The sequence below is a fragment of the Thermococcus sp. genome, from assembly GCF_027063845.1.
Lineage (GTDB): Archaea > Methanobacteriota_B > Thermococci > Thermococcales > Thermococcaceae > Thermococcus.
In genome coordinates this window covers 47,610-62,094 of sequence record NZ_JAMOQU010000109.1, presented here as the reverse complement: position 1 = coordinate 62,094, position 14,485 = coordinate 47,610, and the positions used below count along the sequence as shown (strand labels likewise).

16 protein-coding genes are annotated in these 14,485 nt (G+C 54.3%); 6 read left to right on the top strand and 10 right to left on the bottom strand.

The window, feature by feature from the left end; translation table 11 throughout:
- Nucleotides 1-454 (bottom strand): 3-methyl-2-oxobutanoate hydroxymethyltransferase (locus MVO87_RS09110; RefSeq protein ID WP_297552944.1); only part of this gene is annotated, 454 nt, incomplete at its 3' end.
- 192 nt (nucleotides 455-646) lie between these two features.
- On the opposite strand from MVO87_RS09110, the gene MVO87_RS09105 reads away from it, so the two are divergent.
- Genes MVO87_RS09105 through MVO87_RS09090 form a run of 4 tightly spaced genes read left to right on the top strand, consistent with a single transcriptional unit; the run spans nucleotide 647 to nucleotide 3,968 of the window.
- Entirely contained in the window at nucleotides 647-1,075 is a 429-nt protein-coding gene (locus tag MVO87_RS09105) for an archease (RefSeq protein ID WP_297552942.1), read from the top strand.
- Nucleotides 1,076-1,084: 9 nt separating this feature from the next.
- Nucleotides 1,085-2,023, top strand: coding sequence for a tRNA (cytosine(49)-C(5))-methyltransferase (locus tag MVO87_RS09100; RefSeq protein WP_297552940.1), 939 nt, complete (start codon nucleotides 1,085-1,087; stop codon nucleotides 2,021-2,023).
- The gene (locus MVO87_RS09095) at nucleotides 2,016-2,468 is read left to right on the top strand and encodes a methyltransferase RsmF C-terminal domain-like protein (protein ID WP_297512716.1); all 453 of its coding nucleotides are present in this window, start codon (nucleotides 2,016-2,018) and stop codon (nucleotides 2,466-2,468) included. The genes MVO87_RS09100 and MVO87_RS09095 overlap by 8 nt, the downstream gene beginning before the upstream one ends.
- 57 nt (nucleotides 2,469-2,525) lie before the next feature.
- Nucleotides 2,526-3,968 (top strand): RtcB family protein, encoded by a 1,443-nt coding sequence (locus MVO87_RS09090; RefSeq protein ID WP_524540277.1) that lies wholly within the window; start codon nucleotides 2,526-2,528, stop codon nucleotides 3,966-3,968.
- A gap of 74 nt (nucleotides 3,969-4,042) precedes the next feature.
- Here the strand turns inward: MVO87_RS09090 and MVO87_RS09085 are convergent, their stop codons facing one another.
- Genes MVO87_RS09085 through MVO87_RS09075 form a run of 3 tightly spaced genes read right to left on the bottom strand, consistent with a single transcriptional unit; the run spans nucleotide 4,043 to nucleotide 7,990 of the window.
- Nucleotides 4,043-4,972 (bottom strand): ABC transporter permease, encoded by a 930-nt coding sequence (locus MVO87_RS09085; RefSeq protein ID WP_297512720.1) that lies wholly within the window; start codon nucleotides 4,970-4,972, stop codon nucleotides 4,043-4,045.
- Nucleotides 4,969-7,065, bottom strand: a complete 2,097-nt coding sequence (locus tag MVO87_RS09080; protein WP_297512722.1) for a COG1470 family protein — start codon at nucleotides 7,063-7,065, stop codon at nucleotides 4,969-4,971. The genes MVO87_RS09085 and MVO87_RS09080 overlap by 4 nt, the downstream gene beginning before the upstream one ends.
- Nucleotide 7,066: 1 nt before the next feature.
- Entirely contained in the window at nucleotides 7,067-7,990 is a 924-nt protein-coding gene (locus MVO87_RS09075; RefSeq protein WP_297512724.1) for an ABC transporter ATP-binding protein, read from the bottom strand.
- Between the two features lie 154 nt (nucleotides 7,991-8,144).
- Between MVO87_RS09075 and moaC the strand changes: the two genes are divergently transcribed.
- The gene (moaC, locus tag MVO87_RS09070; RefSeq protein WP_245599273.1) at nucleotides 8,145-8,609 is read left to right on the top strand and encodes a cyclic pyranopterin monophosphate synthase MoaC; all 465 of its coding nucleotides are present in this window, start codon (nucleotides 8,145-8,147) and stop codon (nucleotides 8,607-8,609) included.
- Between the two features lie 48 nt (nucleotides 8,610-8,657).
- Nucleotides 8,658-9,170: a hypothetical protein gene (locus tag MVO87_RS09065; protein ID WP_297512745.1), complete on the top strand. Its 513-nt coding sequence runs from the start codon at nucleotides 8,658-8,660 to the stop codon at nucleotides 9,168-9,170.
- Between the two features lie 5 nt (nucleotides 9,171-9,175).
- Here MVO87_RS09065 and MVO87_RS09060 read toward each other — a convergent pair whose 3' ends face one another.
- The 6 genes from MVO87_RS09060 to MVO87_RS09035 form a co-directional block, all read right to left on the bottom strand.
- On the bottom strand, nucleotides 9,176-10,687 hold the full coding sequence (locus tag MVO87_RS09060) for an AMP phosphorylase (protein WP_297512727.1): 1,512 nt from the start codon (nucleotides 10,685-10,687) through the stop codon (nucleotides 9,176-9,178).
- A 114-nt stretch (nucleotides 10,688-10,801) separates the two neighbouring features.
- Nucleotides 10,802-11,050, bottom strand: a complete 249-nt coding sequence (locus tag MVO87_RS09055; RefSeq protein ID WP_297512729.1) for a hypothetical protein — start codon at nucleotides 11,048-11,050, stop codon at nucleotides 10,802-10,804.
- 87 nt (nucleotides 11,051-11,137) lie between these two features.
- Nucleotides 11,138-11,386, bottom strand: coding sequence for a hypothetical protein (locus MVO87_RS09050; RefSeq protein WP_297512731.1), 249 nt, complete (start codon nucleotides 11,384-11,386; stop codon nucleotides 11,138-11,140).
- Nucleotides 11,386-12,165, bottom strand: coding sequence for a cell division ATPase MinD (gene minD / locus MVO87_RS09045; protein ID WP_099211617.1), 780 nt, complete (start codon nucleotides 12,163-12,165; stop codon nucleotides 11,386-11,388). The genes MVO87_RS09050 and minD overlap by 1 nt, the downstream gene beginning before the upstream one ends.
- A 132-nt stretch (nucleotides 12,166-12,297) precedes the next feature.
- Nucleotides 12,298-13,107 carry a slipin family protein gene (locus tag MVO87_RS09040; RefSeq protein WP_297512734.1) on the bottom strand — a complete coding sequence of 270 codons (810 nt, stop codon included), beginning with the start codon at nucleotides 13,105-13,107 and terminating at the stop codon, nucleotides 12,298-12,300.
- Entirely contained in the window at nucleotides 13,107-14,447 is a 1,341-nt protein-coding gene (locus MVO87_RS09035; protein ID WP_297512736.1) for an NfeD family protein, read from the bottom strand. Before MVO87_RS09035 ends, MVO87_RS09040 begins: the two co-directional genes overlap by 1 nt.
- Nucleotides 14,448-14,485 lie beyond the last annotated feature (38 nt).

Below are 14,485 nucleotides of genomic sequence, written 5' to 3'. Positions count from 1 at the left end.
TTCTGTAGCCACCGAGCCTTAGATAGCGCTGGGGGGTTAGTCCAGTGTGTCCCATAACAGGAATTCCCATCCTCACGAGCTTCCTGACGAGCTTCTCGTGGTCTGCTCCACCTTCAATCTTCACCGCATCCGCTCCCGCCTGAATCAGCATCACGGCGTTCTTAACGCCCTCCTCGACGCTCACCTCGTAGCTCGAAAACGGCATGTCCGCTAGAACCAGGGCTCTCTTAACGGCTTTTGCCACTGCCCGCGTGTGGAAGACCATCTGCTCCATCGTCACGTTGAGAGTATTGTTATCGCCGTAAACGACCATTCCGAGAGAATCGCCGACGAAAACGATGTCAATTCCCGCTTTATCTGCCAGGAGCGCCGAGGGGTAATCGTAGGCCGTCACCATCGTGATGTTCTCCTTCCCCTTCATCTCGCGGATTCTCTTCGGCGTTATCTCCCTCATACCACCACCACCTTCGTTTCGACAGCGGTCTAATTAACGGTTTCGATGGTTGGGTTTATTAAGCAACGGGAAGAGTATTGGGTGGAGAACAACGAGGGGACACTAATCCGGACTTTGAACCTGTTATTTAGAAGTGTTACGGGAGATGCGAGAAGTGAGGGAGAGAAGAATTATGGGCTGGGGGGAGACGACATGAGAACCTGGGAGCACTACGAGCACACCGCTGATATAGGCGTTCGCGGTTACGGCTCAACTCTGGAGGAGGCCTTCGAGGCGGTAGCGCTGGGCCTCTTCGATGTGATGGTGGATGTGAGGAAGGTCGAGCCGAGGGAATGTCGCGAGGTTGAGGTGGAGGAAGAGGACTTAGAGGCTCTCCTGTACAGCTTCCTTGAAGAGCTCCTCGTGCTCCACGACATGGAGGGGCTGGTCTTCGGCGACGTCAGAGTCAGGATAGAGAAGAGGGAGAACGGCTACCGCCTCAAAGCGAAGGCCTGTGGTGAGGTTCTCGACTACGAGAAGCACGAGCCGAAGGAGGAAGTCAAGGCAATAACCTACCACGATATGAGGATTGAGAAACTGCCGGACGGGCGCTGGATGGCGCAGTTCGTTCCCGACCTGTGAGGTGATTGGATGAGCGCGAGGGACGTGATTAGGGAAACCAATCCTGCATTTTACGAGCGCTACTCAAAGCTCGACGATTCGGACGAGTTCTGGGAGTTCATAGTTAGGCCACTCAGGCAGAGCATCAGGGTGAACACCCTCAAGGCCCCGCTGGAGGTTGTGGTTGAGAGACTCAAAGAGGAGTTCGAGCTTGAGCCCATTCCTTGGGTCAGGGAGGGGTTCTTCATCGACGTTGACAACCTCGCAAGGGTTCCGGAGCACGGCCTCGGCTTAATCTTCGGGCAGGAAGCGAGCTCGATGATTCCGCCAGTTGTGCTTGAGCCGAGGCCGGGGGAGCTGGTTTTGGATATGGCCGCCGCGCCGGGCTCGAAGACAGGACAAATAGCCCAGTACATGGAGAACGAAGGCTGTATAATAGCAAACGACCCCAACAGGGACAGGGCCAACGTCCTGATAGCGAACCTCAACAGGATGGGGGTCCTGATAGCGAGGGTAACGACGAGGGACGGGGCCAAATTCGCGCGCTTCGAGAATACCTTCAACAGGGTTCTATTGGATGCACCGTGCTCCTCGGTCGGAATGATACGAAAGAGCTGGCACTTCCTGAGGGAGTGGCGTGAGAAGGCCGTCGTCAAGTACATGAACATTCAGAAGAGGCTCATCCTCGCGGGTTACAGAGCGCTCAAGCCGGGTGGAGTTATGGTTTACTCAACCTGTACCATAGACCCGCTGGAGAACGAGGAGGTCGTTGACTACCTCCTGAGGAAGACCGACGCGAGGCTTGAAAAGATAGACCTGCCCGTGAAGACGAGCGAGCCCATCCTTGAGTGGGAGGGGAAGACCTACTCTGACGAGCTGAAAAAGGCTCTGCGCATACATCCGAACGACAACGACACCGAGGCGTTCTTCATAGCGAAGATAGTCAAGCCGGGTGATGAAAATGAGTGATGAGAAGGGAAATCCCAGAAACGAGATTGGCAAGACCAGCGATGCCGAGCTCGTCAAGAGGCTCCTCATGGAGAACTACGGCTATGCGCCTGACCTAATCTACGAGATAAGGGGCAACCACAAGAAGGTCTACGCCTACAAGCCCTGTGAACTCAAGATAAGCGACACCGGCAGGAGGGGAGTCTACTTCGGCAGGATAGAGAGCGACGGAATAAGGCTGACGATTGAAGGTGCCTTCCTCGTTGGACCAAAGGCAACGAAGAACGTCGTCGAGCTGGACGACGAGAGGGCGAGGCGCTACCTGGCCGGGGAGAGCGTGGAAGTTGACGTGCCAGACGGCTGGGTGCTCCTCAAATGGCGCTCCTACTACCTCGGCTCGGCCAAGGCCAAGAACGGGAGGTTGCTCAACTACGTCCCGAAGGAGAGGAGGTTAAGGATTGAGTAACATTTCCGTTCCTCGAAAGCTTAAAATAATTTTAGGCCCACCTAAGAAGGGGGTGAGATGATGGTTCCGCTGAAGAGAATTGACAAAATCCGCTGGGAGATTCCCAAGTTCGACAAGAGAATGCGCGTTCCGGGCAGGGTTTACGCTGACGACCAGCTCATCGAGAAGATGCGTCAGGACAGGACTCTGGAGCAGGCCGCCAACGTCGCCATGCTCCCGGGCATCTACAAGTACTCTATAGTGATGCCCGACGGACATCAGGGCTACGGCTTCCCAATCGGTGGTGTAGCAGCTTTTGACGTGAAGGAAGGTGTAATAAGCCCCGGAGGCGTCGGATACGATGTGAATTGCGGCGTCAGACTGATTAGAACGAATTTAACGGAGAAAGAAGTCAGACCACGCATCAAGGAGCTCGTTGACACGCTCTTCAAAAACGTCCCGAGCGGACTTGGAAGCAAGGGACGTGTGAGGCTCCACTGGACCCAGCTCGACGACGTCTTAGCGGACGGCGCCAAGTGGGCTGTTGACAACGGCTACGGCTGGAAGGAGGATTTGGAGCACCTTGAGGAAGGCGGAAGGATGGAAGGGGCCGACCCGAATGCCGTCAGCCAGAGGGCGAAGCAGAGGGGAGCGCCACAGCTCGGCTCCCTCGGCTCAGGAAACCACTTCCTCGAGGTCCAGGTCGTCGATAAGATATTCGATGAGGAGATAGCCAAGGCGTACGGCCTCTTCGAAGGGCAGGTCGTGGTGATGGTTCACACCGGTTCGCGCGGTCTCGGCCACCAGGTGGCGAGCGACTACCTCAGGATAATGGAGAAGGCCAACAGGAAGTACGGAATCCCCTGGCCAGACCGCGAGCTGGTCAGCGTTCCATTCCAGAGTGAAGAAGGGCAGAGGTACTTCAGCGCGATGAAGGCGGCCGCAAACTTCGCCTGGGCCAACAGGCAGATGATAACCCACTGGGTCAGGGAGAGCTTTGAGGAGGTCTTCAAGCGCAAGGCAGAGGACATGGAGATGCACATCGTCTACGACGTCGCCCACAACATAGCCAAGGTGGAAGAGCACGAGGTCGACGGGAGGAAAGTTAAGGTCGTCGTCCACAGGAAGGGAGCGACGAGGGCCTTCCCTGCAGGCCACCCGGACGTGCCGAGGGCCTACCGCGACGTCGGCCAGCCCGTTCTCATTCCCGGCTCGATGGGAACGGCGAGCTACGTTTTAGCGGGAGCCGAGGGCTCGATGAGAGAGACCTTCGGTTCGAGCTGTCACGGCGCCGGAAGGTTGCTCAGCAGGAAGGCCGCAACGAGGCAGTACCGCGGTGATAAACTAAGGAACGAGCTCCTCCAGAGGGGAATCTACGTCCGCGCGGCTTCTCTCAGAGTCGTCGCAGAGGAGGCCCCCGGAGCCTACAAGAGCGTCGATAACGTTGTCAACGTCGTCCACCAGGCTGGCATAGCAAAGCTCGTCGCGAGGATGCGCCCGATGGGCGTCGCGAAGGGCTGACTGCGTGTGTTTTCCCTTCAATCTTGCACTTTTCCCTTCTGTTTCTCTATAGCATGTCACCCTCCAAAAATGTATCAGTTGAGGTCCCTCGTCAGGAACCTCACGTAGGAGAACGCGAAGGGAAGGAGAAGCATTACCAGCAGGAGTGCAAGGTTGTTGAAGCCGTAGGAGAGAGCATCTCCGAGCGGGGTGTAGTAGTTCGTAAACTCGTCGCCCCCGAAGATGTAAACTACAAGCTGAACGTAGTGGTGCGTTGGATTGAGCATGTTGAACCGCAGAATCCACGCGTTTCTGCTCTCCTCCCACGTGTTGTAAGCCGGTGAATCCCAGTAGGGCTCGGGGCCGACTATCTTATCCACAATAGCTCCCGCAATGAGGTTGTAAAATATCGGAACGAATATCGCCAGGAGAAGGCCCACTATAAGGGAGTTTTCAGGTTTCTTGAAGAGCGTTGACAGGAACAGGCCAAAGGAAAGGTAGACAAGGGTGTAAAGTGCAGTTACAAGCATTCCCAGGAGTCCTCTGATGAATGAATCCATCGTCAGGGGCAATCCCAAGAGGAGTATTAAGCCGACTGTGAGGAGGAAAGTCAGGAAACTTGTAGACAGCACGAGGACGGCAAAGCCCAGGAACTTGCCGTTTATAACCTCGTCCCTGTAAATGGGATGTCCGAAGAGCACCTTGGCGGTTCCCTCCTCGACTTCCCTGTTTATCGCGTCCGCCCCGAGGGAGACGCCGAGAACCGCCCCTACGATTGTGAGGAGGCTCATGTTCAGGAGGAACATAAGCGTAAATGGGGTGTAATAGACGTCTCCTCTGACGGCCCACATGTCCCACAGTCCCACTGAACCAACTCTCGCCGAGCCCATGTCCATGAGCTCCGACTTTGTTGAATAGGCGATGAAACCGAAGAGAAGAAAATAAATGGCCATCACTATCAGGAACCTCTTGGTTCTAACGGCAATGTAGAGCTCCTTTTTGGCCACGTTCCATGAGGGGTTCATCTTCTCCCAACCCTCCTCATCATCAGAACGACCGCTCCAAAGACCACGACGAGCACAAGGACGCCAAGATACGTACTTCCGGAGCCCCTCTCAACGCGAACGGTGAGCATCGACTTCGACCTGAGCTGGTCGCTGGTTATCTCCACTACAAGTGTGTAAGTGCCGGCGGGTGCTGAGGAGGGTACTGAAACGGTGACGTACACGGGTATTGAAGTTGATATCATAACGCTCCCGGAACTTCCAAGCCTTGAAAAGTGGTCGGGACTAACGTCGAGTTTCCAGCCGCTTGGTCCTCTGACGGTGATTTTCACGTTGGTCAAAACGCCGGAGACATCAAGGTTAAGCCTTATTGAGCCACTACTTCCGGGTCTGAGAACCAAGGTATCCCGGTCGGGGATGACGTCAAGCTGGGCGTTGCTGGACACTGCCACGTCAATTGGATACTCGCGCTCCATTGAATGACCCGAAACGGTGAGAGTTAGCCTAAGAGAACCATGACCCGTGGAGAAATATGGGTAGAGTATGAGGTAAACCGTTTTTGATTCTCCCGGTGCCAGGGAAATTTCCTTAACGGTGTCTTGGCCAGCCGAATCGAGGCTCAGGGAGTAGTCCCATCCTTGGGGCAGACCCGAAAGGGAAACGCGGTATGTGTCCTTCTTGGAGCCTAGGTTCGTTATGGTGAGGGGGATTACTCCGGGCTGGTCAGTGGAAACCGTGAGGGAACTCCTACCGAGGGTCACTTCAAAGTAGTAAGGCTTTCTCTCAAGCCGGAGTGTTATGGTTTTTGTTTCACCGTCTAGGACTGTTACGTTTCTAAAAATCGCGTTGAAAGCATTGCCACCTGCCCTGACCTCATGCACTCCAGGCTTTAGCCGGAACTCCGCCAACGGCCCGGAAACGTTCTTCCCACCAACCCAAATCCAGCCATCCACAGGGGAGCCTGCATTATCAACCAGCTTGACTATCAGTGTTCCGGGCATTCCGAGGTATGTTTTGTAAACGGTCACTGTAAGGTCGTACGGCTTCCCATTGACGATGACCTCAACCCCGTGGTCGCCGAGAGTGGCGTTTCTTGGAACTGAAATGACCAGGGTAGCCCCCAGGTTGCCCTCAACATTAAAGGAAGTTATCCGGTAGTTACCGGAAACCACGTAGGCATCCCATCCCGGAGGAGCGCTCACGGAAAGGTTAACGCCGCCGTAGCCCGTAAACGTCAGGGGCACTGTTACGTTTGTACCAGCCTCAACTTCGATTCCCGAATACGGAAAGTTTATGGAGACACCAAGGCTCTGCACGTTCAAAACAAAGGTCTCGTTGCCAACTTCAAAAACCACACTACCGCTTCCAGACGGCTCAACGTGGAGAACAACGGTGGTGGAACCCTCGGGAGGAAGAATCACCGAGCCAACGATGAGACCGCTCTCACGGAAGCTGGCATCCCAGCCGGCAGGCGTTGAAACGATTCTAAGGGGCACCCTGATGGTATCCTTGGAGAGGCTTGTAATCGTGATTGGGACATCAACGGGGCCGCTAACAGTTATTGAGTCATAAGGAACGAAAACCGAGTAGTCCTCTGTCTCGGGAATCCTGACCTCGGGCCCGGTGTAAACCTCGAGACTTGAGTTAGCGTAGAGAAAGAGCAGTCCGTCGAACTGGGCCGTTCCGTTGGCAGGAACACGAAACACATCGCCGCAGGACAGAACGAGATATTCATCGGTGACGTTCAGTATCGAGAATACCCTCCCCGAGAGCGAAAACTCAGTTCCAACCTTGGCAGGCACGGTTAGGACTTTTCTCCCCTCGGCGGAAACTATCAGAAACACGGAGTTGTCAAAGTAACTACCAACGGTGACCTCGAGCCCCTTAAGGGATATCGTTCTGCCAAATGTGGCTGGTGCGAGCGCAACAACTTCCTCTCCCCTAAGCACCATAACGTACGGGCTTCCGTTGGACGCGAGAGTTGGAAAGACTGTGTAGTTGCCGACGGCGAGTTTTTCACCGATGGAAATTCTGCCCTGATAAACGGTAACGTGCGGATTTGCCAGGGCAAGAGAGGACAGCAACACAATCAAAAGGATAGCAAACCTTTTCAACTTATTCACCCCCGTAAACGGTCTTCAGGAAGACGTCCTCAAGGCTGGGCTCCTCCATGGTCAGCGAAACCACCGCCAGCCCCTTCGAGCACAGATACCGCGAAAGTTCCGCCCTTATGTCACTTCTCGCAACAACCACGGCGCTGTTTTCGGAGGGACGCTCGATGGAAACAACCCCCGGGAGTTTGAGCTCGGGAATCGGACCGTCGGTTTCTACCTTTATTACATAGCCCTCCATCTCCATGAACTTCCTTTTAACTTCATCAAGCTTCCCAACGGCCCTGAGCTTGCCCCTAACGATTATGCCGACCCTATCGCTGAGTTCCTCAACCTCACTGAGAACATGACTTGAGAAGAAAACCGTCTTTCCCTCGCGCTGGTATTCCCGAATTATCTCCTTTACAAGAATTGCTCCCTCGGGGTCGAGACCGCTCGTCGGCTCATCAAATATTAAGAGCTCGGGGTCGTTTATCAGGGCCTGGGCTAAGAGGAGCCTCTGGCGCATTCCCTTTGAGAAGGTTTTGGCCTTCCTGTGGCGAGCCTCCCAAAGGCCAACACGCTTGAGGAGCTCGGTGATTCTTCTCTCCATTTCCAGGCGGGGGATTTTGTAAAAGCTGGCGAAGAACTCAAGGTTCTTCCATGCCGTCAGCTCGCCATAAATCGTCGCACTTTCAGGAAGATAGCCGAGCTTTTCTTTGGCCTTGAGGGGTTCAACGGCCGTATCATAGCCTAACACCTCAATTCTACCGGAGTCTGGAACGACTATGCCCAGTATGCTCAGTATTGTTGTTGTCTTTCCGGCACCGTTTGGCCCGAGAAACCCAAAGACTTCCCCCTCCTTGACTTCGAACGAGACACCGTCAACGGCCCGGAAGTTACCATAACTTTTAATTAAGTTGTCCACCATTATGGCCGTGGTTGACATGGCAACACCTCGGGGTAGTCTCGCCCCAATTCAAAATCAAGACGAGATTTTTAAGGATTTTGTTAGGCCCACCCAAACACACACTGACCGCACCGGAAGTTCACATCGGGGGCACGCTTTTTATATTCTAGCTCGAATGAAGGGTGGTGGTCTTATGGAGCTGACACACGTTGATGAGAAGGGCGTCAAGATGGTTGAGGTCGGCCACAAGGACGTTGTTTTTCGAAAGGCCGTTGCGAAGGGTAGGATTAAGCTCAGGCCCGAGACGATAGAGCTCATCAAGGCCGGAAAGACCAAGAAGGGCAACGTGATAGCAACGGCCCAGATTGCAGGGATTTTAGCGGTTAAGAAGACGCCCGAGTTAATTCCCCTCTGCCACCCGATACCTCTGACCGGCGTTGACATAACCTTCGAGTTCGGAGAAGATTACATCGAGGCCACCTGCGAGGTTCGCGCCTATTACAAGACCGGCGTCGAGATGGAGGCCTTAACCGGCGTGACCGTCGCGTTACTCACGATATGGGACATGGTGAAAGCCGTTGAGAAGGACGAGAACGGTCAGTATCCTGTGACAAGAATCGAAGGAATACACGTTGTGGAGAAAGTTAAACAAAAATGACCAGCAAGGGTTATAAATGACACCTGTAGAGTTGACCCGGTGAGGAAAATGTACGAGGTCAAGAAGAGCAGGTCAGGCTACGTCTTCGACCTTCCGAGGGAGAGGATAGCCTTCATGTTCCTGAAGGACGGAACCTACATGATGTTTCACGACGAGGAGTTTCTCTGCTACTCAATGAGGCCCGTCGAGATTTCGAGAGAGGAGCTCGAACGCTTCGAAGAAACCGGGGAGATGCCCGAACTGATAAGGCGCGTAAAGGCCCACGATTTCCCGAACGAGTGCGTCGTCAAGAGACTGCCACCCATAGACGAGGATTTGAAGCCCTTCAACCCGAACAGGAAATGCGTCGTAATCTTCACCGGCTTCCAGGACACGGTTATAGACTACGTTGAGAGGAACGGAATCACCTACGCGGTTGCCAAGCTGGTGGACGAGCCGGAAAAGGTCTGCAGGTTCGTCGGAAAGGGCAACTACAAGATTGCCGCAGTCAGGCTGAAGAGGAACGGGCCCTGCATGAGTAGGGAGGAGTTCAGAAAAGAACTTGAAAAGCTGAAAGAATGAAAGGCTCAGATGTTTCCGATTCGCTGGAGGACCATTCCCTCTATTCTTATCGGCTCAGTTCTCCTGGCTAGAACTATCGCCTGGTCGAGCCTCGCCTCGTGCTCGGCGTGAATCGTGAAGAGCGGGTCCCCTTCTTTGACCTTCTCACCGACCTTGACGTAGAGCTCCAGGCCGGCACCCTTGTCCTCAGGAGCTCCAGCGGCCCTCGCAATGGCAGTTATCGCCCTGTTGTCTATCGCGGTGACGTAGCCGCTCGTTGGGGCGGTGAAGGTGTAGGTCTTGTCGCCTATCGGAATCTCCTCGGGCTTGATGTTGGGGTCTCCTCCCTGGGCCTCGATGATTTCCTTCATCTTCTCCCACGCCTTCCCGCTTTCAAGGATTTCCCTCGCCATCTTCTTGCCCATTCCAGCGGGAGCAACTCCCCCCATCTCAAGCAGTATTCCTGCCAGCCCGGTCGCCTTCTCGATGAGGCTTCCCGGCCCCTTGCCAGTCATCAGAGCCGAGAGGGCTTCTCTGGCTTCGAGCGCCGGACCGACGGTGTGTCCAATCGGCTGGCCACCGTAGGTTATCGCGACCTCGACGTACTGGCCGAGCCTCTTGCCGAGCTCTATGAAGTCCCTCGCGAGGGCCCTCGCCTGCTCGACGGTCTCGACCTTGACGCCCTTTCCGGTTGGAATGTCAATGAGAACGTACTGGCTTCCCATGGCGTACTTCTTGGACATTATGCTCGCGAGCATGAGCCCAGTTGGGTCAATGCTGAGCGCGCGCTCGGCCTTAATTGTGATGTCGTCGGCGGGAGCGAGGTTTAAAGCCCCTCCCCAGACGAGGCACGCGCCGACCTTCTCAACTATCCTCTTGATTTCATCAAGGGAGAAGCTCACGTTGGCGAACACCTCGACAACATCGGCCGTTCCGGCGGCGCTGGTTATTGCCCTCGAGCTGGTCTTCGGAATTGTTAAACCTGCGGCGGCTACAATCGGAACGACGAGGATGTTGGTCTTGTTGCCAGGGACACCGCCGATGCTGTGGACGTCCATTATAGGCTTCCTGTCTATGTCGAGCATATCACCGGTTTCGGCCATCGCTATTGTCAGGGCGGCAATCTCGTCCATGTCGAGGCCGTTTATCTCGAGTGAAGTCACGAACGCACTTATCTCAATGTCCCTGAGCTTCCTGTCAACGATGTCCCTGATTATAGCCTCAATCTCAACCTTCCTGAGCTTTGAGCCGTTCATCTTCTTCTTTATGTAGCGGACGCTCTCCGGGGTTCCGGCTGGAATAACTGCAACGGTTTCCCCTTCGGAGAAGCTGTGGAGCTCAAGGACGTCCCTGCTAACTCCAACTTCTCCCCTTTCCACGAGGTTGCTTATGACGACGCTTCCATAGACCGTCTTCTTCCCGGCTTCGAGCTTCACGAGGTCATCCGGGTGGAGCTTGGCCTCCTTGGCGTCCTCCTCGTTTATGAGGACCGAGTACCTGCCGCTGTAGAAGTCGAGAATCCTGACCTTTGCCCTCATTCTTTCACCCCCTGTGAATTTATCTTCTCTGTCAAAGCTTACTTAAATGTTTTCGAGAAGAGCGCGCCAAAAGGTGGTGATATGAAAAATCCTAATAGTCAGAGACTTGTAGAATCAATCCGAAAGGCTCTCACCGTACTGAACCTTTGACTGGATAATCGTCTCGAGCTCACCGGTTCTCAGAAGCAGTCTAATGACGTCGTTGGCCACATCCCTGATGGCAGGGGGCAGAACTCCTGAACCGGACAGGTAGTGTTTAATGACCTCCTCAAGGGGGGCGGTGTAGAGCTTTCCATCGAAGACCACAACTTCGTTTTCGTATATCTCCACGAGTTTGTCTTCGTACCCTAACTTGGTCCTCATCGCCCCCCACCCCCAGAATAGGAAGTACAACGGAGGTTTTAAAATTTAACGGCCTAGAAAAGTTTAATAACAGAGGGTAAAAGAAGCTCACAGGTTCCTGACTTCCTCGTCTATTGACTCTTCGAGGGCCCTCTCCCAGTCGTCAACGTCAAACTGCTCCAGCTCACCCTCAAGTTCCTCTTTGAGGCTCATGACACGTCTCTTGAGGGCAGTCTTGGTCTCCTCGTCGTAAACGACGTAGTACGGGTTGTTCTTCGCTGAAACGTAGAGGATTGCCAGTATTATGACCAGAATGAAGAGGATTATGACCAGCCCGTAGAGAATGACCTCCGCCATCACTTCTTCCCTCCGAATATGGCTTTGAAGACCCTCTTAATCGGGCTCTCCGGCTCGGGCGGCTGCCACTTTATTCCGGCGAGCTTGGCGGCGAGCTGTTTGATTGCTATGGCAGCAGGACTGGTGGGGTTTTTGATGACGAGAGGGACACCGTAGGCGGAGGCACGCTTTACCTCCGGGTCCTCAGGAATCATCGCAAGAACCGGAACCTCGAGGATGGCCTCTATTTCCTCCTTGCTGAGTTCGGTCTTCTCGTTGGTGACCCTGTTGAGAACGACGCCGAGCGGAAGGGTTCCAAGCTTCTCAGCGATGAGCTTGGTCTTGAGCGAGTCAGTTATGGCGGAGATTTCCGGGTTGGTAACTATGATGAGCTCCTTACCGATGAGGAGCGCGGTAACAGAGGTCATCTCAAGTCCCGCTGGCGCGTCAATGAGGACGAAGTCCGCCATCTGGCCGATTTCCCTCATGAGCTCCCTGAGCCTCTCTGGCTTGGCCTTCTTGACCTTTTCAAGGCTGAGTCCACCGGGGATTACCTTGACTCCGGCCGGTCCCTCGTAGATTGCGTCCTTAAGGTCAGCCTCCCTCGCGAGAACGTCGTGGAGCGTGATTGGTATGTCCTCCATTCCAAGGACGAGGCTAAGGTTTGCCATGGTCAGGTCAGCGTCGAGGAGAATCACTTCCTTGCCGAACTGGGCTAAAGCAACACCCAGGTTTGCGACAGTTGTAGTTTTACCGGTTCCACCCTTTCCGGATGCAAAAACTATTGAACGCCCTTCCAAAGCCGACACCTCCGGTAAAATCATGATAGGCATGTACTAATTTAAGGCCTATGGTGCACTGCGATTATCGCTTATGGAGAAGTGCTTTTAGCTTTTGCGGTCAAAATAAAAAGAAGTAATCGCCAGAAATGTTCATTCGGCTTTCTCTTCCTTCTCTTCCTTCGTCTTAGCGGTGTATGCCCTCGCGGCATCTCCAACTGCCTGGAACAGCTTCAGCATCTCCATCGGGAGCGGCAGAACTATGACGTTGCTCTTGTCGCTGGCAACATCGCTTATCGTCTGGAGCGTCCTGAGCTGAAGGGCCATCGGGTGCTCGCTGATAATCTCGGCCGCCTCGCGGAGCTTCTCCGCGGCCTGCCTCTCGGCTTCAGCAAGGAGAATCCTCGCCCTCCTCTCCCTCTCGGCCTCAGCCTGCTTGGCCATGGCCCTCTGCATTCCCGCGGGCAGTTCAACGTCTTTTATCTCAACGGTGGTCACCTTGATGCCCCATGGGTCGGTCGCCTCGTCGATAATCTTCTGGAGCTGGAGGTTGAGCTTCTCCCTCTCGCTCAGCAGTTCGTCGAGGTGAGCCTGTCCAATGACGCTCCTCAGCGTCGTCTGAGCAATCTGGCTGGTGGCCATTATGTAGTTGCTGACCTGGGTGACTGCCTTAATCGGGTCAACGACGCGGAAGTAGACGACCGCATTGACCCTGACCGGAACGTTGTCCTTGGTTATGGTCTCCTGAACGGGAACGTCGAGAACCCTTGTACGGAGGTCAACTATGACTGCCTTCTCAAAAATCGGGATAATGAAGAACAGTCCCGGCCCCCTGGCACCGACGACCCTACCGAGACGGAATATGACGGCCCTCTCGTACTCCTTGACGATTTTTATGGCACTTGCTAGTATAATCAAAACAAAAAGCAAAACGATTCCCAAAACGATGGTCCCAATCGCCATCAGCTATCACCCCTAACCTTTTCAACTATGAGAGTCAAACCCCGAACCTCAAGAATCCTAACCCTTTCTCCAACTTTAATCGTTGAACCATCCTTGGATACGGCCTTCCAGAGCTCTCCGCGAACTTTGATTACGCCCTCTGGATTGAGGTCCTCGATGACCTTACCGACTTCCCCTATCAATTCTTCCCTGCCAGTTTCGGGCTTTCTGCGATGGGCTCTAACTACCGCCGCCATTCCGAAGAGGAAGAACAACGCCAGCAGGATTCCTGTAACGATTATTGCCACCCTGAGGGTCTCAAAAGTTGAAGCGCTCACAAGGTAAACCCCCCCACCACCTTTACCGAAGAGTATTAGACCACCAAGGATAAAGCTGACGAGTCCCGCAACTGTAAAGAGCCCGAACGTCGGTGTCAGCGCTTCCGCGATGAAAAAAATCATACCCAAGATTACCAGTACGAGGCCGGCTTCGTTGTAGCCAAAGTATCCCATTCCAATGACGCCGAGGACGAGCAGAATTGCGCCGAGCGTTTCTGGAACGTGCCAGCCGGGTGTTAAGAAGCCGAAGACGAGGCCGAGCATCCCGACCACGAAGAGGAGGTACGACACAGCGGGGTTCGCGAGGAACGTGACTATGCGGTAGCTAAGCGATGGATTAAGCTCTCTTACTTCAACGTTCGTGAAATTAAGCGTGACGTAGCCTTTTCCAGCAACCGGAACCTTAGTCCGCATGCCGTTGGCCTTCCTGAGCAGGTCGGGGACATCGTTTGCTATGACCTCAATCACATGGGCCTCCAGGGCCTCCTCAGGGGTTAAGCTCAGGTCTTCCAGCACAAACTTCTCCGCGGCGGAGACGTTTCTACCGCTCTCCTCTGCCAGAGAGCGCATATAGGCAGTGTAGAAATTCCGAATCTTGTCGGGAGCGCGGATTATACTCCCGTTGGAAGCGTAGCCGAGTATCGGCTCGCAGGCTCCTATGCTGGTTGCGGGGGCCATTGCTATCAAATGAGAGCTCATTGCGATGTACGTCCCGGCGGAGGCCGCTATCGCTCCCCTCGGGTAAACGTAGATTATCACGGGGACGGTCGAGTTCTGGATGAGAGAAACGATGCTCATCATCGCGTCACCCTGGCCGCCTGGCGTGTTGAGCTCTATAATCAGCGCCTCTGCGTTGTTTTCCTCGGCGGTCTTTATGTAGCTCGCGAACTGGTCTGCGGTGTACTGCGTTATCGTGCCCTCTATCTTACCAACGTAAACCACCTTCTTGTCAGCAGATACAAATGGAACCAGCAGCATCGAAACGAAGAGCATTACGAGCAAGGCGCGCTTCATAGCTCTCATCAAAGGAGATACCACTTAAACGTTTAAAACTTTTGCCT